The following is an 18408-nucleotide window of genomic DNA, read 5'->3' on the forward strand; positions in this document are numbered from 1 at the left end:
GACGTCACCCAGGCCCAGCTCGACGAGATTGCCCACCGACTCAACACGCGCCCCCGTAAGACCCTCGACTTCGACACCCCGGCTGATAGATTCGAAGCACTGTTGCGCTGACGGGTTGAGTCCAAGCGAGCGACTCTCAAGACCGTCTCCAATCGAACGCTTGCCGCTCATCAGGCCACCGAGAATCAGCTTAGGACCGCCCGGCAAAGGCTTTCGCAGCATCTAGATATCGCAGAGCTATCAGTAGACAGAATTCGTGATCGTGTGAATGAACACAGGGCGATTCTGAGGCTGCCGGAGCTGGAAGAAATTAGGGGTGGCACCAAAGTCAATGCGGGAGTGAGCGACGCTGAGAGTCGACCCTTTAGTAAGGCAACTGCTATCCGTGAAATCGCGAGTGCTTCAACGCTCATTGATGAGCGCCGAAGCGATACTCTCGCTGGTGCCGAGGGGCTGCTAGAGGCTCTCCGTGAGGTCGATGAGCGACCGGAGATCCTCAGTGCTTTAAGGCAGAGAAATTTCTGGGAGACAGGTCTATCGCTTGTCGACGGAGATTTTTGTCCGCTATGTGATGAGCGCTGGCCTAGTCGGCAGTCGCTAGAAGAGCACATCCAGCACAAGATTGATCGCGAGCGATCAGCAGAGCTTGTGAGAGAGGCTCTTCGAAATCACTCGATGCGCGTTAGACGGAGCCTCGAAGAAGTTTCAGAGTCTTTGACTGCAATTTCTCGTTGGGGGCGAGATCTCGGCGAAAAAGAGTTCGTAGCACTCTTGTCGGAATGGCAGATTTCCTTGAAAGATGCCATCGATTCCGTGAGCTCGGTAGACCATCTCCTTGAGATTAGAGATGAGTTGCAGGAGAACAAGCTTCTGCGATTGAAGCCTGAGACGCGAACAGCGATCGAGCAGTTCCAAGGCCGAGTGGAGTCTATCCCGGATCAGAGCGAGAAGGCCGCTTCTGTCTCATTCTTGCATATAGCTCACGAACGCCTCGATGCTAGTCGAGATGCAGCAGCCCAGGAAAGGGAGGCGCGAAGAGTAAGAGATGCAGGTAAAGTCATATACGACACCTATGTCGATGCGTACGAACAGGAATTGACTCGCCTGTATGAGACTGTTGAACGTGAGTTCAGCGCGTACTACCGCAGAATTAATAGTGACGATGAGTCTTCTTTTCGTGCATCGCTAAGGCCATCCGCGGGCAAGCTGGATATGGAAGTTGATTTCTATGGACTCGGCATGTTCCCGCCTCTTGCTTATCACAGCGAGGGTCACCAGGATGGAATGGGAGTTTGTCTCTATCTTGCCCTGATGAAGCACCTGCTCGGCGACGATTTTCAGCTGGCGATGCTCGACGATGTCGTTATGTCGGTAGATTCGAATCATCGACGTCAGTTCTGTCGCCTCCTTAAGGAGGAGTTTGGATCGGTGCAATTCGTAATTACTACGCACGACGAATACTGGGCCAGGCAGATGCAGAGTGCTGGTTTAATTAGCAAGAAGGGGCAGGCCCGATTTTTCTCTTGGTCGGTCGACACTGGCCCAGTCGTTGAGCAGCCCGACTTCTGGGGCAAAATCGAGGAAGATCTTACGGCCGGTAATGTGCCTGGGGCTGCAGCAACACTCAGGCGAAACCTTGAGGCGGCAACGAGCGCGATCGCAGCCTCGATAGGGGCAAAAGTTTTCTATAAGCCTGAGGGTTCCTACGACTTCGGAGAGTTTCTCGCAGGTGTTCGAGGTAGGCACAACGATCTGTTGAAGAAAGCTAAGAAGTCTGCGGATACTTGGAATAACGGAGAGCAGGCAGAGAAGGTTCGTGTATTAGACGAGCAGCGGCTTGCGATTGATGTGGCAGTCCAGCCTGAGAGCTGGATGGTGAACCCGAACGTTCACTTTAATGAGTGGGCAACCTCGACGCCGGCTGAATTTCGGCATACAGTTAGAGCTTTTCAGGACTTTGTCGAGCAGTTCACTTGCGGGAATAATGAGTGCGGGGGATGGATCTACGTCCTGCCCAACAAGGAGAACCCGGAGACGCTGGCTTGTTCGTGTCGATCTGTCAACTTGAATCTTGTCGCTAAGAAGGGCTGACGCACTTTCTACTCTTCGTACAAATTATGGCCGTCGTGCGCTCGCGATGCTAGATTCTCGCTGTAGGCGTCCAGGACGCGGATAGCGTAAGCGGGGGCCATTCTATTCTGGACCTCTTCGGGTTGAACCCACTCAACTGTAAGTGATTCGATAGTGGGTCGAGGGTTTCCGCCAATGGCTTCGCATCGGAAAACGAGGGCAATGACGCCCCGTCTCATATTCTTATAGACTCCAGATAGATTGTTGACGCGGATTTGCACCCCGGTTTCCTCTAGGACCTCGCGTATGACTCCTTCTTCAGGTGTTTCTGTGAGTTCGAGGACTCCGCCGGGGGGCTCCCAATGCGCGTTGTCCCGTCGCTGGACGATCAGCACTCGACCGTCCTGGTCCGTGACGACGCCTGCCACGCTGACCGAGTGCTTCGGCAGATCACCCACGTTGTCCCTCCAGACCTTGATAGCGTTGCAGGCGGAGACTAGTCGTCTGGAGGACTCGTGCCGCTTGGGGCGATAGATCGATCTGACGACCGTGCGCCGTACCGTCAGATCGCGGACCAGCTTCGTGCTGCGATGGAGAGCGGCGACCTAGCCGCTGGCGACAAGCTCCCGTCTGAAGCGCAGCTGATGGAGCGCTATGAGGTTGCTCGCATGACCGCGCGTCAGGCGATCCAGGAGCTTCGCTCCGAGGGGCGGGTCGTGGCGGAGCAGGGGAGGGGCGTCTTCGTCCGCCAGCCTGTGCAGGTGCGTCGCCTCGCCTCCGAGCGCTTCGCGCGCCGTCATCGCGAGGCCGGCCTCGCCGCGTTCGGCGTGGAAGCCGAGAAGGCCGGGTTCACGCCGCGCGTCGACCAGCTGGAGGTCTCGACAGCTGCGGCTCCCGGCGAGATCCGCGACCGGCTGCGGATCGGCGACGGTGAGGACGTTGTCATCCGCTCCCGCCGCTACCTCGCCGACGGGCAGCCCGTCGAGACGGCGGTGTCGTACCTGCCGGCCTCGATCGCGGCCGGGTCTCCGATCGTCGACGACGACACCGGCCCGGGTGGCATCTATGCGCGGCTGGAGGAGCTGGGGCACGAGCTGGACCACTTCACGGAGGAGGTCTCGGCCCGGATGCCTACTGTCGACGAGCGTCGTCGTCTGCAGCTCACCGACGGCGTCCCGGTGATCGTCGTGCTCCGCACCGCGTACGACACGACCGGTCGCCCTGTCGAGGTCTGCGACACGCTCAAGGCGGCACCTGCCTACGTCCTCGAATACGACATCCCTGCGCGCTGACCTGCACAGATCGGGCGCGCAGCGTCTCGTTGTAGCAACTCCTCTAGACGGCTAAGCGTGCTGCCCGTACGATTCGTACTTACCTAGAGGACCTACTTCACGAGGTGATTCCCGTGCCGCAGATCTACGCCATCGACCAGACCGCGACCTTCGAACGGCTGCTCTGGCTCTCGTCGGAGCCGAAGACGCGGTTCGGGTCGGACGTACAGGAGTCGACCAAGGACGGGCTGCCGAAGTGGGAGGTGCAGCTCGTCGCGAGCTTCCGGCAGTTCGGCCGGTCGACGAACGAGATCATCAAGGTCGGTCTCGCCGCGCTCCACCAGCCGGGCGCCGACCTCGGTCCAGCCGAGCCCGTGCAGCTCGTCGGGTTCGAGATCGGCGTGATGGACAAGAAGAACCGCGAGGGCCAGGTCGTCGGTGCGCAGGTCTGGTACCGCTGCCAGGAGGTGCGCGCACTCGCCGCCACCGGCCCGCGTGGCAAGCAGGCGGAGGCGAGCTGATGAGCGCCTACGTCGGCACGGCGGACGGGCTCGTGTTCGTCTGTCGGACCTGCGAGACCGGCTACGAGCCGGACGCGGGGGAGTGCCCGGAGTGCGGCGACTGGATGTTCACCGCCGTGCTTCGGCCCGCCGCGATCGTCCCGTCTCCGCGTCCGGTGGGTGAGGCGTCATGACCGCCGAGCTGACCGTTCCGGCCCGCCGCGACGCCACGCGGCCCCGGACCGGTGTCACTGGCTGGCTCACCTGGCTGCTGCTCACATGGTCCGAGCGTCGCGCTCGCCGAGAGGAGGACTACGAGGCACGTGCCTTCGCCGAGTGGCTCCGCTACGCCTGGCGGGACGCCTGCGAGGGAGTCGGCGCCTGCAAGATCGTCGAGACGGTGACCGGCCCGACTGCCCGCACGCCGCGGGTTGGCTCGGTGATGACCGGTCCGCCGGTGTCGATGCTCGTCGAGCTGATCCCCGGCCAGGAGCCGGAGGACCTCACTCGCGTCGGGGGCCGGCTCGCCCACTCGCTGTGCTTCGAGGGCCTGCGGGTCGTCCCGCACGCGGGCCGGTGGGTGCGGATCGAGCTGCTCGACCGGGACCCGCTCGCCGACCAGTACGCGCTGCCGCGCACCGTCGTCACGACATCTCGGCAGCCGGTGCTGATCGGACGGGACGAACTCGGCGACGCGCTCGGACACGCCTTCGCCGACGCCGCGCATGTCGCGTTGCAGGGGCAGAACGGCGCCGGGAAGTCCCAGTTCGCCTACGGGCTGCTCGCGCAGCTCGCCGGCGCCGACGACGTCCGGATCGCGGGTTCGGACATCACCGGCCTGCTGCTCGGACGCCCGTGGGAGGGCACCGTGCATCGCCGGTGGCAGGCGACCGGTACGGCCGACCTCGAGGAGCACGCGACCCTCCTCGAACGGCTCGTCGGCGTCATGGACGACCGCCTCGCCGCGCTGCCCGACCGGACCGACAAGCTCGCCCCGACGCCGGAACGGCCGCTGTTCCTCGTCGTGGTCGAGGAGTTCCCCGGCCTGCTCCGCGCGGCCGCCGGCCTCCCGAAGCCGGGACGTGGTGAGCGCTCGGTGCTCGACCGGATCAAGGCCGCCAACCTGCGGCTGCTCTCGGAAGGCCGGAAGGTCGCCTTCCGCGTCGTCACCCTCGCCCAACGCGCCGAGGCCGAGGCGATGGGCGGCGGCTACGCCCGCGACCAGTACGCGCTGCGGCTCTCGTTCCGGGTCCCCGGCGATTCGCTGGAGATGCTCCACGGTGCTGCCGTCCGGGACCTCGCCCAGCAACACGCCACCGCACCGCCCGGTGTCGCCGTCCTGTCCGTACCCGGGCGCGAGCTTGTCCGGGTCCGGGTGCCCTACCTCGGCGACTACGCCGAGTACTGCGACCGCATCGCCCGCACAGCCCGGAAGGAGAACTGACATGGCGACGACCACCGATCCGGTGTTCGACACCGTCCGGGGCGGCCTGGACCGGGTCACCGCCGAAATCCTCCGACTCGGAGCGGTCCGGCCGGACAGCCCTGCGGCGCATGCGGTCCGTGCTCGCCGCATGGCCGACCTGTACGACCGGACCGCGCGCTGGTGGCGCGTGCTCGCTCGTAGCCAGGCTGCGCGCACCAAGGTCGACCTGCTGTTCTACCGCGCCGTCCTGGGAGCCCGGGGCGACGCCGAGCAAGAGGCCCGCTTCTGGCGGGAGTCCGCCCACAACTGGGACGCCCAGACGAAGGAGGCCCGCTGACATGGACGCCCTGCTGCTCACCGCCGAGGAGACCGCCAAGCTGCTCCACATCGGACGCTGCAAGGTCTACGACCTGATCCGCAACAACGAGCTGCGATCCATCAAGATCGGCGGTGCCCGCCGCATCCCGCGTTCGGCCGTGGAGGAGTACGTCGCCCGGCTGCTCGACGAGGACGCGGCCTGATGCCGCCGCGCAAGCCCCGCGGCCGCCGGGGCAACGGAGAGGGCTCGATCTACCAGCGCGAGAGCGACGGCTACTGGGTCGGCATGGCCTATGTGCACACCACGTCCGGGCAGATCAAACGCCGCCCCGTCTACGGGCGGTCGTTCGAGGAGGTCCGCGAGAAGCTCGACGTCCTCAAGACCCGCTCAGCCGCCGGGATGCCCGCACCTGACCGGCGCACGACCGTCGCGCAGTTCCTCGACCAGTGGCTCGCCGACATCCGCGACGACAAGCGCGCCACCACGATCCGCGGCTACGAGTCCGCGGTCCGGCTGCACCTGGTGCCCGCTCTCGGCAAGAAGCGCCTCGACCGGCTCAACGCCGCCGACGTCCGCTCGTTCATGGCCGGGATGCGGGAGAAGTGCCTCTGCTGCGCCAACCTGTGGGACGCCCGCCGGCCTCCGGCGCAGCAGTGCTGCTCACGGGGACGCTGCTGCGGGCGGCGGCCCTCGATCCGGCAGCTCCAGTACGTGCACGCCGTCCTGCGCAACGCGCTCGGACATGCCGAGCGGTTGGAGCTGGTGCCGCGCAACGTCGCCAAGCTCGTGCGGGTCAAGACACCGGAGTACTCCGTCGGGAAGGGGCTGCCCGTCGACCAGGTGCGCACGCTCCTCGCGACGGCCGAGGGGACGCGGTTCCATCCGCTCTACGTCGTCGCGGCCACCCTCGGGCTCCGACGGGGCGAGCTGCTCGGGCTGCGGTGGTGCGACATCGACATGGACGACGCGACGATCCACGTCCGGCAGACCGTGCAGCGCGTCGGCGGCGAGCTGGTCGTCGAGGGCACCAAGACCCGCGCCTCGTCGGCCGTCGTCCCGCTGCCGAAGATCACCCGCTCGGCGATCCTGGCTCGTCGCCGCGTCTGGGCCGACGAACGGGAGACCGCGGGGGAGTGCTGGCAGGACCACGACCTCGTGTTCTGCACGCAGGTCGGCACCCCGCTCGAACCGCGCGCGCTGAACCGCGACTTCGACAAGCTCCGTCTCCGCGCCGGCCTTCCTGGCGTTCGGCTGCACGACCTGCGGCACACCGTCGTCAGCCTGCTGCTGTCGCTCGGGACGCCCCCTCACGTCGTGCAGGCCATCGCCCGTCACGCCGACATCGACGTGACCATGACGATCTACGCCCACACCAACCTCGACGAGATGCGCCAGGCACTCGACGCGATCGAATGGGAGGCGGGATGAGCCAGGTGTCAGAGGCGTCGTGCGCGCGTCGCGCGGAAACGGAAGCTGTCCTGCTGGGCAGGTTCGTAGTCGAACTCGACCTGGTCGCCCTGCTCGAACGACTTGTAGCCCTCGGCTTCGATGGCACTGAAGTGGACGAAGGGGTCGAGGCCGTCGGGCAGCTCCTGGCTGCTGATCGCGCCCCAGCCCTTCTCGGCCTTGTAGAACTTCACGACCCCGGTTGCCATGCGTCGATCAGAGCAGGTCGGGTCGCCACGGTCCACGCGGTTGCGGGAGCTACTGCTACAGCAACTGCTACATCTCGATCTTTCGGCGATGTAGCACCGACCTGTTTCCGCAGGTCGGATGTGGTCGGGGTGGCGGGATTTGAACCCACGGCCCCTCGCTCCCAAAGCGAGTGCGCTACCAAGCTGCGCCACACCCCGTCGGCCGGAGTCTAGCCGGGGGCGTCACCCCACCGCGCAGCGCTCCACGCGAGGTGGTCGGGCCCGCACGATCGGGTGACACGTGAACGCGGCCACTGCGAGGTCCGTAGAGACGGGCAAGAACGACGAACCTCGTGAACCTCTCGGAAAGGACCCACCCCGATGCGTCGCACCCTGCCCCGTCTCGCCGCCGTCACCGCCGCGACCGCCCTCGGCTTCGCCGCGACCGCGGGCGTCGCCTTCGCCCAGCAGGCGGACGTGCCCGAGCCGGACTCGTTCACCAGCATGTACACCGTGATGGCCACCCCCGACACCATCATCAACAACGACGGCGCGTCGGTCCCCGGCCAGCCGGGTGCCACCGGGGAGTTCAACTTCCGGATCAACTCCGACGACGAGGTCATCTGCTACGACATCACGCTGCGCGGCGTCACCGGCGAGTACCAGAGCCCGGCCGCGACCGCGACGCACATGCACGAGGCGGCCGCCGGCCAGCCCGGCCCGCCGCGGATCTCGTTCCCCAACCCCCAGGGTGACGGCGACGTCCGCACCTCGTCCGGCTGCATGCAGGGCCCCTTCACCACCGGGCTCGAGGGTGACAACGGCCAGGACACCGGCACCGGCTTCTCGCTCAAGCAGATCGAGGCGAACCCGGCCGGGTTCACCGGCGACACGCACACCGCCGAGTTCGCCGCGGGCACCGTCCGTGGGCAGCTGCAGGAGGTCCCGATGGGCGGCGTCGAGACCGGCGCCGGTGGCGCGTCCGACTCCACCGCTCTGTACGCGATCGGCGCCGCCGGCGTCGCCGCGGCCGCCGGTGCGGGCGTCGTGATGGTCCGCCGGGGTCGTGCGCAGAGCTGAGACCGCGCGTGACCGGCGCCCGGGAGCCCTGCTGCTCCCGGGCGTCGTCGCGTTGCTCCTTCTCCTCGCAGGCTGCGCCGCGCCGGCCGGACCCGCCGCGCCCGAGCGCCCGGCAGGCCCGGTCACGCAGGAGCCGGTCGTCGCCGAGCCGGGGGAGGCCGCGGTGCCGACCTCGGTGCGGATCCCGGCCATCGGGGTCGACGAGCCGGGTCTGGTGCGTCTCGGCGTCGCCGCGGACAACACCGCCGAGGTCCCGCAGGACTTCGACCGTGTCGGCTGGTTCGACCGCGGCGGCAATCCCGGACCGACTGTCCTGATGGGACACGTCGACTCGCGCAGCGGGCCCGCGGTCTTCTTCGACCTGCGCGACCTCGGACCGGGTGACGTCGTCGAGGTCGGTCGCAGCGACGGCACGACCCTGCGCTACGCGATCGAGCGGAACCAGCAGGTTCCGAAGGACGCGTTCCCGACCTTCGAGGTGTTCGGCGCGGCGTCCCCGGACCTGCTGCGCCTGGTGACCTGCGCGGGCGACTTCGACCGCGGCGAGCGCAGCTACGTCGACAACTTCGTCGTGCACGCCCGCATGCTCTGACCGTTGCCCGACGCGCCGTGCGGTCCGGTTCCGCCCGTTGTGCCCGGTCCGGCGCGACACTGATCGGGTGACGGTGCCGAGACAGCGCGACGCGCGTGCAACGGGCGGGACGCCGCGGCGCCGTCCGGCGTCGCGGCTCGCCCGGCTGCGTTCCGTACCGCCGCTGCACCTCGTGCTCGGCGCGACGGGGGCCCTGCTGGCCGTCGGTGTGGTGATGGTGCTGTCGGCGTCGGCGGGCGGGCGGACCGTCGCCGACGGGATGGTGCTCACCGTCTTCGTCCGCCACCTGATCTTCCTGCTGCTCGGGATCGGCGCGTTCGCACTCGGGATGTGGGTGTCACCGGCCCGGTTGCGACGGTGGACACCGTGGCTGCTGTTCGCCTGTCTCACCGCGCTGGTGCTGGTGCTGGTCCCCGGCATCGGCGAGGTCCGCGGCGGTGCCCGCCGGTGGATCTCGGTCGCCGGGTTCACCGTGCAGCCGGGCGAGGCGGCCAAGGTCGTGCTGCTGCTGTGGGGTGCGCACGTGCTCGCGCTGCGCGGTCGCGCCGTGCGCCACGGCCGCTACGCCGTCCTCCCGCTGGTCCCGGTCGCGCTGCTGGCCGGGGCGCTGCTCATGCTGCAGCCCGCGCTCAGCACGACGGTGGCGCTCGGAGTCATCGTGCTGTCGCTGCTGTTCTTCGCCGGTGCGCCGCTGGTGTTGCTCGCGGGCCTGTCCGGCGGGGCGCTGCTCGGCGTCGCCGTCCTGGGGCTCACCGCCGACTACCGCCGTGACCGGATCAGTACCTTCCTCGGCGCGGGCGACGAGCTCGGCGCCGGCTACCAGTCCCGCCAGGCGCTGCTGTCCCTCGCCGACGGCGGCGTGCTCGGCACCGGCCTCGGGCAGGGCCGGGCGAAGTGGGACTACCTGCCGAACGCCGCGAACGACTTCATCTTCGCCGTCATCGGCGAGGAGCTCGGGCTGGTCGGCGGGCTCGCCGTGTTGGCGCTGTACCTGCTGCTCGCCTGGGTGGGGCTGCGCGTCGCCGCGCGCACCCGGGACCCGTTCCTGCGGCTGGTGACGGCGGCGACGGTGACCTGGGTCGTCGTGCAGGCCGCGATGAACGTCGGCTACGTCGTCGGCCTGCTGCCGGTGACCGGCCAGCAGCTCCCGCTGGTGTCCGCGGGCGGGACGGCGCTGGTGAGCACCCTGTTCCTGCTCGGGCTGGTCGCCAACGCCGCCCGCCGGGTCAGGTAGCCAGGCTGCCGCGCAGCACCGTGGACCCGGCGACGTCGACGACCCGGAACTCCTCCGCGTCGGCCCGCAGCACCGAGGAGTTGAGGTTGCAGACCATCGGCGACGCGCCGGTCCCGATGAACTCGCCCGCGCTCACCTCGCGCCCGTCCTCGGCCTCCACCACGACACGGTAGGTCGCACCGGAGCGGAACCCGTCGCCGTCGAGCACGATCTCCACGCCCCAGGTGTGCGGGATCGCGACCGCCGTGGCCTGCACCGTGGGATCCATCGCCTGGACCGCGACCGGCTCGCGGGGAATCCCGTCGTGGTCGCCGACCAGATACCCGGCGACGCCGCCGACGAGCAGCGCGGCCGCGGCCGCCGCCGCGACCGGAGCCCACCGGTTCCGTGTCCGGGCCCCGGCCGATGCCGGGCGCTCGGCCCGCGCCGCCGCCACGATCCGGTCGCCCAGATCCGGCGGGGGAGCGGGAGTGTGGTCGAGCCGGTCGGGGTCGACACGGCCCAGCGCGGGCAGCACACTCGCGACCTCGGCCAGCTCCTCGCGGCACGCCGGGCAGCCCTGCAGATGGGCCTCGAGGGCCGCCAGCTCGTGGCCCTCCAACCGGCCCATCGCGTGGTCGCCCAACGACTCCCGCATCGCCCGGTGCTCGTCCGGAGTCACGGTTCCACCCCCATCTCGTCCATCGCCAGTCGCAACGCCTTCAGCCCGTAGAAGACCCGGCTGCGGATCGTCCCGACGGGCACCCCCGCCTCCGCGGCGATCTCGGCGTGTGGACGCCCCCGCAGGTATGCCTCGACGATCGCCTGCCGGTGCTCCGGACGGAGCCGCCGCAACGCCTCCTCGACCAGCCAACCGTCGACGAGGGCGTCGTCGGCAGGGCCGATGTAGTCGTTCCCGGTCTCGGGCTCGTCGGTGAGCCCGCGGCGCCAGGGCCGCGCCGCGACCCTACGGATCTCGTCGATGACCACGTTGCGGGCGATGGCGAACAGCCACACCCGCAGACTGGCGACCGACGGGTCGTACGAGTCGGCACGACGCCAGGCGCGCAGGAAGACCTCCTGCACGGACTCCTGGGCCGCACCCTCGTCGCCCAGCTGACGCAGGGCATAGCGGTAGAGCTCGGCTCCGTGCGCGGTGTACGCGGCGCGGAGCCCCGGCTCGGAGTCGAGCCCGGGTTCGGCGGGGCGCGCGTCGACGGAGCGCAACCTGCGGTGGGGCGCTTTCATCGGTGTCTGCGAACCTCCTGAACGTCCCTGTCCCCGGTGTGTACGCACCCGGGGGCGGGGGTGTTCACAGGGGCGGAGTGGGATACGCTGCGGGGGTCCTGATCGACGAGATCGGGGCATGCGGGCGTAGCTCAATGGTAGAGCCCCAGTCTTCCAAACTGGCTACGCGGGTTCGATTCCCGTCGCCCGCTCAGGTAGGTCTACCAGCGAAAACGGCGCCCACTCCCGATCTTGGGAGGGGCGCCGTCGTCGTTGTCGTGCAACTAGCGTGCAGTTAGCCGTCGTCGTGCTCGTCGCGCTGGACCAGGTCGTTGAGGCGGCGCGCGATGGCTCGGTCCCGTTCGCTGGTGGCGTGCTGGTAGATCAGGGCGGCCCGCATCGAGCCGTGGCCCATGCGGTGCATCAGCTCACGGGTGCTGGCCCCGGCCGTGGCGGCGAGGTGGTTGCCGGTGTGGCGCAGGTCGTGGAAGTGGAAGCCGCTCGGGAGCCCTGCGGCGACGACGGTGCGGGTCCAGGCGGTGGCGCGGTGGAAGTTGCCTCGGCGTAGTGGGCCGTCGCGGTCGCCGGTGAAGACCAGGCCCTCCGTGCCTTCCTCGGCGTACTCGGCGATGTGCTCGCGCAGCTCGGTCACCAGCACGTCGGGCAGAGCGACGGTGCGGGCCCCGGCCACGGACTTGGTGGGCCCTGCTTCGATCTCTCCGTTCTTGTGCTCGGCCAGGCGCCTGTAGACGTGGATCGCTGCGTCGTCGAGGTCGATGTCGCAGCGTCGCAGGGCCACCAGCTCGCCCCAGCGGAGCCCGGTGAAGGCCGCTGCGAGGACGAGGACCCGGAAGCGCGGAGGGACGAGCCCGGCGAGCCGGTTGACCTGTGCGACCGTCGCCGTCGGTCGCTCCGGGGTCCGGTGCTGGCCCGCGCCCTTGATCCGGCACGGGTTGCGTTTGATCAGGCCGTCGTCGACGGCGGTGTTGAGGATGGCGCGCAGGAGCCGGTAGGCCTTGGCGGTCCGGTCCTCTGAACGTCCGTCGTTCAGGAGGGTGGACCTCCAGGACCGGACGCGGTCGGTGCTGATCTGCCCGAGTGGGTAGTCGCCGAGATACGGAGCCAGGTGCAGGGCCCAGAGGCTGGCGTACTCCTCGCGGGTCCTACGGCTGATCTTGTGCTCGGTGATCCACTGCTCAGCGAACTCACGCAGCGGGACCCTCCCCAGAGCCGGGTCGGTCCAGTCGTCGCGCAGCAGCTCAGTCTCGACCGTCGAGAGCCACTGCTCGGCCTCGCGCTTGCGGGCGAACGTGTCGGGTGCGGTTCGTCGTCGACCATCGGGACCGAGGTAGGAGGCCTGGTAGCGCCCGGACGGCAGCTTTCTGATCAGGCCGAATCGGCGGTGTCCGGGGCGGTTGCCGCGTGCCATCAGCTCACCTTCCGAAGCTGTCGACGCACGGCGGAGACGTCCACCGGCTCGACCCGTCCGGCCTGGACGAAGGCCTCCAGGTCGGTGACACGGAGCCGGACGTGCCTGCCCATGTGGTGGAAGGCAATCCGACGCTCGGCGATCAGCCGCCGGACGAAGCGCACCGAGGTGTTCAGGTAGGCCGCCGCCTCGGGCACGGTCAGGTAGTGCGCGGTCATGACGTCTCCTTCCGGTCTCGCGTGGTGCGCTGTTCGCGTCGTCGTTCGGCGATGCCGAGTGCGATCTCTCGTTCGGCGTCGTTGCGGTGGCCGATATGGACGACGGCCCAGTCGTTGACCACCAGCACCGATCCGGGATCGGTGGGGGTGTCGAGGGCGGCGAGGGTCTCACCGAGGCGGTAGGTGCGTCGGTCGCCGCGGATCGCGCCGAACGTTGTGGAGTAGGCGCGGGATTTGGTGAGGAAGTGGCCGCGGAACCCGAGCATGTGCGCCCAGCGGCGCAGGTTCAGGTCTTCGTACTGCTCGTGTCCGCCGAGCTCCCATGCGGTCTCGATCAGGCGTCGGTGGTGTGGGGTGATGTCGAGGTGGTCGAGGTGGGTGATGTCGCGGATCGGGCGGTCGGTGGCCTCGCTCTTGCCGGTGCCCTTGGTGGCGTACTTGGCGACGTAGGCGGCCAGGGCGTTTTCGGTTATTTCGCCGTCGTCGTTCTCCAGCGCCACCGCGGTCGTGCTCGTGATCGGCCGAATGTCGACCTGCGTCCCCCACGCCAGCGCCTGCGGGGTGCCGTCGGGTCGGTCGACGGTCAGCGAGACGTCGTGTGCTGCGTCCCGGATCGCAGTGTGCAGCGCGTCGGGGGTGATCCCTGCCGGTGGGGCGGTCCAGGGTCCGTCGGGGCCGTCGAGGCGGACGACGGCGTGGAAGTGGACCAGCCCGCGGCGCTGGTACTCGGCCACCTTCGCGTAGGACAGCCGGGCGTGATCCCGAAAGTCGCGCACCCGGACGCCGAGGACCTGGGCGAGCAGGCGGCGGAGTCGGATGGCGAAGCGGTTCCACAGGACCCCGGAATGCGCCTGCCACAGCACCGCGCCCACGTAGTCGTGCGACTCAGGGTCGAGCGCGCAGCCGACCCGCGGGTCGTCGCGGTGGTGCTTGTCCCCGCAGCGGCAGGGAACGACGAGGCCACGGCTGGTGACCCGGCGGGTGTGGACCGGGCCGAACGACGGCGCCGTCAGGGTCACGAACAGCCGCGGGTGCGCAGCGGCGGTGTCCGGGACGCCCTTTCCGCCGGCTATCCCCGAGCGCAGGAGGTGGTAGGCGTCGGAGGCGTAGCGGTCCGAGCAGGCCGGGCACACCGACGCTCGGCGGTTGCCGCAGGGGGCCAGGATCTCGCCTTCCCGCTCGGCCAGGACGGTGCCGGTGGCGCGGTCGTAGATGCGGGATGAGCCGGTCAGGTGGATCGGTGCGGCGCAGCCGCCGATGGCGGTGACCTCGCGTCGCCATGTCTGGAAGCCGTCGGAGCGCAGCAGGTGGGACAGGTCGTGGTCGTGTGGGGTGGTCGTGGCAGCCGTCATCACGGCATCCCTCCGAGGGACGAGGTGAGTGGGGGTGGGGTGGCGCCGGCCCCGCCGGGAGCTGGTCTCGTCTGCGGCGGGGCCGGGCCGGATTGCCGGGGTCAGCGGCGGTAGAGGCGGTGCTCGTGCTCGATCTCGACGGGGCCGGGTGTGTAGCCGTGGTAGCGGGCCAGGAGCCGGGCAGCGGCCCGGTAGGACGAGGCGTGGCCGACGGTGGCGCCGTGGTCGTTCTCGACGCGGTAGCGGCCGTCGTCGCGCAGCACGGTCCCGCCCTGCCCGGTGGTGCCGAGGCAGACCAGCGCCTTACCGGGCTCGACCACATCGACGCCGATCACCCCGGTGGAGCGCTGCGGTGCCTTCTGCGGTTCCGGTGCCCGGGCCGGTTCCGGGATGGGCCGCAAGTGGTCCCAGCGGGACACCATGTCCCGGGTCGCCTTGGGCACGAGCACCGAGCGCGTCGGGCCCTCGGAACCGGTGTAGTGGACGTGGTGGCCTCCGCCGAGGCGCAGGTGTCCTGTGTCGAGAAGCTGGGCCACGGTGTCCCCGTCATGGCGGGCCAGCGCGTCGGCGCATCCAGGCCGGGCGGGGTCCGCCCGCAGCACCAGGCCGGTGCGCTCGATGACGAACAGCCCCGGGTCTTGCGCCAGGGCGACGACGCGGGCGACTTCGCGCGGGTCCTGCGTCGCGGCGGGGCCGTGGTCGGTGGTCTCGACGGTGACCGGGTCCCCGAACAATGCGTCCTGCACGGTCCCTGTCATGCGGACCACCACCAGGTAGCGCGGGCCTCCCACGACCACTCACGGGCGAGCTGACGGACCACGTACCACTCCGCCACGACCGCGCCAGCGGTCACGACCCAGAACCACCCCGAGGCCGTGCCGAGGTAGAGCCAGGTCCCGCCGACGATCAGCGCGAACAGCAGGGTGAACCTGGCCCAGGTGCGCAGCACCCATGCAGTGGTGGTGCCCATCAGGCAGCCCCCCGCTCGGCGTCGAGGTCGATCACGTCCGCGTCCGGCGGAGGCGTGCAGCGCTGCACCAACTCGATGATCTCGTCGTCGGAGACGAACGCCGCCCGGAACCGGACCGGTAGACGCGACCCCTTGTCGATCACGAAGCCGATCCCCGCGTGCCGTGCGTCGCCGGGGATCTCATCGGCCAGCGCCCCACGCTCCCGAGCCCCTTCGCCGAGGACCATGTCGACGTGGCTCGCGGCGGTGACGCCGAGGCAGATCCGCTGGGTGAACAGCTCCCGGACATCCACGACGTCTTTGGAGGGCTCCTGCAGGTAGCCGTGGACGGCGAACAGCGAGGCTCGGCCCTGGGTCATGACCTCGGCGAGGAGGCGCAGGGCGTCGCGGACCGAGGTGCGGTCGCCGTAGGCGGTGAGCATGGCCATCTCGTCGATGACCAGCAGCTCCACCGGCGTCCCCACACTCGGGGTGCAGGCGCGGATGTTCTGGTCGCGCATGTCGTCCTGGCGGTCGCGCATCCCGTCCCGGAACTCCGTCAGCAGCTCCAACGTCTGCGGCATCGAGGTGGCGTAGCGGTGGAACAGCGGCGCGCCCTGCTCGGTCTCCACCCCGCCCTTGAGATCGACCATCCAGACGTTCACGACGCCGTCGCGGATGCACGGCCCGATGCCCCGCAGGGTCGACCACAGCACGGAACCCTTGCCCGCCCCGGAGGCGCCGGCCACGAGGCGGTGTCCGCCGATGACGGGTGCGGTGAACGGCTCGCCGCGCTCGTTGTCCCCGATCTCCACCGCCCCCAGGTCCACGTCCTCGGTGGTCTCAGGGATGTCCGGTGCGGGGATGGTGCGGGTGAAGGGCAACTCCCACTCGATCACGATCGCCACGACGCCGGGGCGGTGGCGGGTGATCGCGACCCGGTGCGCGATCAGCGCCTCCCAGAGCACGGAGGAGCGTTCCTGCCAGTAGGCGACGTCCTGGCCGCGGACCATGCGGACGTAGACGGTGTCGATCGAGGCAGACGACGACCGCACCCGCAGCACGCGCGGGACGAGCTGGTCCCCGGTGTGACGGTGCTCCTTCGTCAGCCCGCAGTCGGACATGAGCTGCGCCCACCGACGACCCCGGTAGACCGTCCAACGCCGCCAGGTCGCCCGTAGGGCCGGTGCGGCGAACCGGTCGAAGGTGGCCGGGTGGGCACGGCCCCAGACCGCCACAGAGGCGACCAGCACGGTCAGGAAGACCGCCGTGACGATCGGGCCCAGCATCAGCGCCAGGCCCAGGACGAGCAGGGGGACGGCGACGAACCCGGGATGCCGTGCGGTCCAGGCCAGCGCCTGGAACTCCCGCCCCGGAGGCCGAGTAGCACGACCCGCATTGGTTCGAGCCGGGCCGTTCATACGTGTTGCAGAGCTACTACGCTTGTTCACTGCTACCAGTCCTCACGAGATTGTGTGTCGGGTAGCAGGGGCGCCCGCTGTGTGTTTCCGCCAAGAATCAGTGCAGCGGGCGACCCCACCACCCAGAGATGGGTTACTTCTGTTCGCGCAGGGCGCCCCGTGCCGAGTCCAGATGCACGGTCAGGTGCGCGACGTCGCGGGCGAGGTTGTCGTGGGTGTTCTTGAACCCACCCGTCCGATACGGAATCCCGTGCAGGCTGCGCTTGAGTTCGCGCATCGCGGCGTCGAGTTCCTCGACGGTGCGGTCCACAGCCTTCGACATGGGTCACTTCCTCCATTCGCGGGAGACCAGCTCGGCCTCCCACTTCTTCGCCGCCGACGCCATGACCCGCAGGGAGGCGTGCGCGGTCTTGGCCGAGGCCCGGATCTCCTCCGGCGACGCGGTCGACCAGTGCTCCCCGCCCGCACCGCTCTTGGCCGACGCGCCCTTGCCGGACCGCTTGGGCTTGGTGTCGGTGGCCTTGGCCGCGACCTTGTCGGCTTCGGCGAGGGCGTCGCCGACCAGCTGTAAAGCCCGCCAGAACTCGCCGTACTTGCGCAGCGCCCGCCGGTTGACCTTCGGCAGCGTCTTGACCCGGTCCCGGGCCCCGAGGGTGATCGCCACCGCGTCAGACCCCCTTGCGGATCGCGAGCTGGGCCAGGCGCAGGCCCTCGGCGACACCTGCCCGCCACGCCTGCTCCGTCGCTACGACGGGGTGCTCGGTGCGGGCCCAGCGGCGCCGCTCGATCTCCAACCGCCGGACCAGGCGACCCACACCGGTCGTCACCCGCGGGCGGGTGTTCGTCGTCGTGCTCATGCCGTCATCTCCATCCCGACCGACGGCACCGGGCCGTGGGTCTCGCCGTCTCCGAAGCAGCCCGGGCAGACCCCGGAACCACCACACGCCCCACACTCGACGCCTGAGGTCGAGTCGCCGTAGCCGTCGCACACATCGCAGGACCGGCTACCGCTGCATTCGCCACACACCACCGCAGATCACCCCTGGTCGAGGACACAGGTGTCCCCGTGTCGGAATTACTGGGAATTGCCGGAACACCATTCCGGCGAATAGATAGGCCGCTACATCAGGCGACCGGCCCGCTTACGCTCGCGGGCAGAACCGACGCACAGAGGTCGGTCAGGACTGGTTGTCGTCGTCCTTGCCCCGCCGCATCGGCGCAGGGGCCGGGTGGGCGTGCTTGAGGCCCATCGCCTTGAACGCGATCCCCGACACCGTGCGCCCGTCGGGGGACTCGATCGAGTACGGGTTGATCTTCGGGTCGATCAGCTGGACCCGGGCGTCCTCACCGAACCCCTCACCGGGGTCCGTTGTCAGGGTCACCTTGATCTCCTCGCCCTTCGGCGCCCGCTGGCCCGCCTGGACCTGAAGCTTTGCGAACAGCGACACCACGAACTGCGTGACTCCGTCCCGGTCGGTCACCGGCACCTCAGCGCCGTTCGCGTCCTGTCGGGTCTTGGGCGCGGGCGGCTCCACCACCGTGAGCTTGTAGCCGTCGAGCACCACCGGAAGATCCCTCATTGAGCCTTTGCCAACCTGATCAAGCGTTGGCGATCACGAGGGTCTGAACTGCGGCGATGAGTTCGTCGGCCCGGTTCGGGCTGGAGCGGATCTTGCGGAGGACTTTCCAGTTCTTCAGTTCGGCGTT

General features: G+C 68.8%; 25 protein-coding genes and 2 tRNA genes. 12 read left to right on the forward strand and 15 right to left on the reverse strand.

All coding sequences use genetic code 11. The annotated features are described in order from the left end of the window. Positions 1-264: 264 nt before the first annotated feature. Positions 265-2091: a hypothetical protein gene (locus NH602_RS14755; protein ID WP_253068100.1), complete on the forward strand. Its 1827-nt coding sequence runs from the start codon at positions 265-267 to the stop codon at positions 2089-2091. An 8-nt stretch (positions 2092-2099) separates the two neighbouring features. Here NH602_RS14755 and NH602_RS14760 read toward each other — a convergent pair whose 3' ends face one another. Beyond that, positions 2100-2528 (reverse strand): NUDIX hydrolase, encoded by a 429-nt coding sequence (locus tag NH602_RS14760; RefSeq protein WP_308292842.1) that lies wholly within the window; start codon positions 2526-2528, stop codon positions 2100-2102. 57 nt (positions 2529-2585) lie between these two features. On the opposite strand from NH602_RS14760, the gene NH602_RS14765 reads away from it, so the two are divergent. From NH602_RS14765 to NH602_RS14795, 7 genes are all read left to right on the forward strand, one after another. Further along, positions 2586-3362, forward strand: coding sequence for a GntR family transcriptional regulator (locus NH602_RS14765; RefSeq protein WP_308292843.1), 777 nt, complete (start codon positions 2586-2588; stop codon positions 3360-3362). A 113-nt stretch (positions 3363-3475) separates the two neighbouring features. Further along, positions 3476-3862, forward strand: a complete 387-nt coding sequence (locus NH602_RS14770; protein WP_253068103.1) for a hypothetical protein — start codon at positions 3476-3478, stop codon at positions 3860-3862. Continuing rightward, positions 3862-4035 (forward strand): hypothetical protein, encoded by a 174-nt coding sequence (locus NH602_RS14775; protein ID WP_253068104.1) that lies wholly within the window; start codon positions 3862-3864, stop codon positions 4033-4035. The genes NH602_RS14770 and NH602_RS14775 overlap by 1 nt, the downstream gene beginning before the upstream one ends. Next, the gene (locus NH602_RS14780; protein ID WP_253068105.1) at positions 4032-5285 is read left to right on the forward strand and encodes a hypothetical protein; all 1254 of its coding nucleotides are present in this window, start codon (positions 4032-4034) and stop codon (positions 5283-5285) included. The genes NH602_RS14775 and NH602_RS14780 overlap by 4 nt, the downstream gene beginning before the upstream one ends. Position 5286: 1 nt before the next feature. After that, positions 5287-5604 (forward strand): hypothetical protein, encoded by a 318-nt coding sequence (locus NH602_RS14785; protein ID WP_253068106.1) that lies wholly within the window; start codon positions 5287-5289, stop codon positions 5602-5604. Position 5605: 1 nt separating this feature from the next. Continuing rightward, entirely contained in the window at positions 5606-5788 is a 183-nt protein-coding gene (locus NH602_RS14790; protein WP_085916238.1) for a helix-turn-helix domain-containing protein, read from the forward strand. Beyond that, on the forward strand, positions 5788-7014 hold the full coding sequence (locus tag NH602_RS14795; protein WP_253068107.1) for a site-specific integrase: 1227 nt from the start codon (positions 5788-5790) through the stop codon (positions 7012-7014). The genes NH602_RS14790 and NH602_RS14795 overlap by 1 nt, the downstream gene beginning before the upstream one ends. Positions 7015-7022: 8 nt before the next feature. Here NH602_RS14795 and NH602_RS14800 read toward each other — a convergent pair whose 3' ends face one another. Together NH602_RS14800 and NH602_RS14805 are read right to left on the reverse strand one after the other, a co-directional pair. Further along, positions 7023-7226: a cold-shock protein gene (locus NH602_RS14800; RefSeq protein WP_253068108.1), complete on the reverse strand. Its 204-nt coding sequence runs from the start codon at positions 7224-7226 to the stop codon at positions 7023-7025. 136 nt (positions 7227-7362) lie between these two features. Beyond that, positions 7363-7439, reverse strand: a tRNA-Pro gene (locus tag NH602_RS14805). Positions 7440-7601: 162 nt separating this feature from the next. Here NH602_RS14805 and NH602_RS14810 point away from each other — a divergent pair. The 3 genes from NH602_RS14810 to NH602_RS14820 all read left to right on the forward strand — a co-directional run bounded on the left by NH602_RS14810 (position 7602) and on the right by NH602_RS14820 (position 10126). Further along, entirely contained in the window at positions 7602-8300 is a 699-nt protein-coding gene (locus NH602_RS14810) for a CHRD domain-containing protein (RefSeq protein ID WP_253068109.1), read from the forward strand. Beyond that, positions 8287-8892, forward strand: a complete 606-nt coding sequence (locus tag NH602_RS14815; protein ID WP_253068110.1) for a class F sortase — start codon at positions 8287-8289, stop codon at positions 8890-8892. The genes NH602_RS14810 and NH602_RS14815 overlap by 14 nt, the downstream gene beginning before the upstream one ends. Before the next feature lie 67 nt (positions 8893-8959). Beyond that, positions 8960-10126: an FtsW/RodA/SpoVE family cell cycle protein gene (locus tag NH602_RS14820; protein ID WP_253068111.1), complete on the forward strand. Its 1167-nt coding sequence runs from the start codon at positions 8960-8962 to the stop codon at positions 10124-10126. Here NH602_RS14820 and NH602_RS14825 read toward each other — a convergent pair. Continuing rightward, positions 10119-10787: an anti-sigma factor gene (locus NH602_RS14825; protein WP_253068112.1), complete on the reverse strand. Its 669-nt coding sequence runs from the start codon at positions 10785-10787 to the stop codon at positions 10119-10121. The two genes, NH602_RS14820 and NH602_RS14825, sit on opposite strands and share 8 nt — an antisense overlap. Further along, a complete protein-coding gene (locus NH602_RS14830) occupies positions 10784-11353 on the reverse strand; it encodes a sigma-70 family RNA polymerase sigma factor (RefSeq protein WP_073575590.1) in 570 nt (189 codons plus the stop codon). Before NH602_RS14830 ends, NH602_RS14825 begins: the two co-directional genes overlap by 4 nt. Positions 11354-11473: 120 nt before the next feature. Here NH602_RS14830 and NH602_RS14835 point away from each other — a divergent pair. Next, positions 11474-11544 (forward strand) — tRNA-Gly (locus NH602_RS14835). An 83-nt stretch (positions 11545-11627) separates the two neighbouring features. Here the strand turns inward: NH602_RS14835 and NH602_RS14840 are convergent. The 10 genes from NH602_RS14840 to NH602_RS14885 form a co-directional block, all read right to left on the reverse strand. Further along, positions 11628-12761 (reverse strand): site-specific integrase, encoded by a 1134-nt coding sequence (locus NH602_RS14840; protein WP_208824970.1) that lies wholly within the window; start codon positions 12759-12761, stop codon positions 11628-11630. After that, the gene (locus tag NH602_RS14845; protein ID WP_208824972.1) at positions 12761-12979 is read right to left on the reverse strand and encodes a helix-turn-helix domain-containing protein; all 219 of its coding nucleotides are present in this window, start codon (positions 12977-12979) and stop codon (positions 12761-12763) included. The genes NH602_RS14840 and NH602_RS14845 overlap by 1 nt, the downstream gene beginning before the upstream one ends. Further along, the gene (locus tag NH602_RS14850) at positions 12976-14331 is read right to left on the reverse strand and encodes a replication initiator (protein ID WP_253068113.1); all 1356 of its coding nucleotides are present in this window, start codon (positions 14329-14331) and stop codon (positions 12976-12978) included. Before NH602_RS14850 ends, NH602_RS14845 begins: the two co-directional genes overlap by 4 nt. Before the next feature lie 101 nt (positions 14332-14432). Then, positions 14433-15089: a hypothetical protein gene (locus NH602_RS14855; protein WP_244327163.1), complete on the reverse strand. Its 657-nt coding sequence runs from the start codon at positions 15087-15089 to the stop codon at positions 14433-14435. Beyond that, positions 15086-15301: a hypothetical protein gene (locus tag NH602_RS14860; protein ID WP_208824976.1), complete on the reverse strand. Its 216-nt coding sequence runs from the start codon at positions 15299-15301 to the stop codon at positions 15086-15088. The genes NH602_RS14855 and NH602_RS14860 overlap by 4 nt, the downstream gene beginning before the upstream one ends. Beyond that, positions 15301-16701: an FtsK/SpoIIIE domain-containing protein gene (locus NH602_RS14865; RefSeq protein WP_253068114.1), complete on the reverse strand. Its 1401-nt coding sequence runs from the start codon at positions 16699-16701 to the stop codon at positions 15301-15303. The genes NH602_RS14860 and NH602_RS14865 overlap by 1 nt, the downstream gene beginning before the upstream one ends. A 133-nt stretch (positions 16702-16834) precedes the next feature. After that, positions 16835-17023, reverse strand: a complete 189-nt coding sequence (locus tag NH602_RS14870; RefSeq protein ID WP_010223771.1) for a hypothetical protein — start codon at positions 17021-17023, stop codon at positions 16835-16837. A gap of 3 nt (positions 17024-17026) precedes the next feature. After that, positions 17027-17365, reverse strand: a complete 339-nt coding sequence (locus NH602_RS14875) for a hypothetical protein (protein ID WP_208824980.1) — start codon at positions 17363-17365, stop codon at positions 17027-17029. 4 nt (positions 17366-17369) lie between these two features. Beyond that, positions 17370-17558: a hypothetical protein gene (locus tag NH602_RS14880; RefSeq protein WP_075296670.1), complete on the reverse strand. Its 189-nt coding sequence runs from the start codon at positions 17556-17558 to the stop codon at positions 17370-17372. A 321-nt stretch (positions 17559-17879) separates the two neighbouring features. After that, a complete protein-coding gene (locus NH602_RS14885; RefSeq protein ID WP_253068115.1) occupies positions 17880-18266 on the reverse strand; it encodes a hypothetical protein in 387 nt (128 codons plus the stop codon). Positions 18267-18408 lie beyond the last annotated feature (142 nt).

Source organism: Pseudonocardia sp. McavD-2-B, assembly GCF_024124365.1.
GTDB lineage: Bacteria > Actinomycetota > Actinomycetes > Mycobacteriales > Pseudonocardiaceae > Pseudonocardia > Pseudonocardia alni.

Excerpts from the sequence above, each read along its gene's own strand:
- NH602_RS14775 (WP_253068104.1), top strand. The coding sequence starts at position 3,862 with ATGAGCGCCTACGTCGGCACGGCGGACGGGCTCGTGTTCGTCTGTCGG.
- NH602_RS14780 (WP_253068105.1), top strand. The coding sequence starts at position 4,032 with ATGACCGCCGAGCTGACCGTTCCGGCCCGCCGCGACGCCACGCGGCCC.
- NH602_RS14785 (WP_253068106.1), top strand. The coding sequence starts at position 5,287 with ATGGCGACGACCACCGATCCGGTGTTCGACACCGTCCGGGGCGGCCTG.
- NH602_RS14790 (WP_085916238.1), top strand. The coding sequence starts at position 5,606 with ATGGACGCCCTGCTGCTCACCGCCGAGGAGACCGCCAAGCTGCTCCAC.
- NH602_RS14795 (WP_253068107.1), top strand. The coding sequence starts at position 5,788 with ATGCCGCCGCGCAAGCCCCGCGGCCGCCGGGGCAACGGAGAGGGCTCG.
- NH602_RS14810 (WP_253068109.1), top strand. The coding sequence starts at position 7,602 with ATGCGTCGCACCCTGCCCCGTCTCGCCGCCGTCACCGCCGCGACCGCC.
- NH602_RS14830 (WP_073575590.1), bottom strand. The coding sequence starts at position 11,353 with ATGAAAGCGCCCCACCGCAGGTTGCGCTCCGTCGACGCGCGCCCCGCC.
- NH602_RS14840 (WP_208824970.1), bottom strand. The coding sequence starts at position 12,761 with ATGGCACGCGGCAACCGCCCCGGACACCGCCGATTCGGCCTGATCAGA.
- NH602_RS14845 (WP_208824972.1), bottom strand. The coding sequence starts at position 12,979 with ATGACCGCGCACTACCTGACCGTGCCCGAGGCGGCGGCCTACCTGAAC.
- NH602_RS14850 (WP_253068113.1), bottom strand. The coding sequence starts at position 14,331 with ATGACGGCTGCCACGACCACCCCACACGACCACGACCTGTCCCACCTG.
- NH602_RS14855 (WP_244327163.1), bottom strand. The coding sequence starts at position 15,089 with ATGACAGGGACCGTGCAGGACGCATTGTTCGGGGACCCGGTCACCGTC.
- NH602_RS14860 (WP_208824976.1), bottom strand. The coding sequence starts at position 15,301 with ATGGGCACCACCACTGCATGGGTGCTGCGCACCTGGGCCAGGTTCACC.
- NH602_RS14865 (WP_253068114.1), bottom strand. The coding sequence starts at position 16,701 with ATGAACGGCCCGGCTCGAACCAATGCGGGTCGTGCTACTCGGCCTCCG.
- NH602_RS14870 (WP_010223771.1), bottom strand. The coding sequence starts at position 17,023 with ATGTCGAAGGCTGTGGACCGCACCGTCGAGGAACTCGACGCCGCGATG.
- NH602_RS14880 (WP_075296670.1), bottom strand. The coding sequence starts at position 17,558 with ATGAGCACGACGACGAACACCCGCCCGCGGGTGACGACCGGTGTGGGT.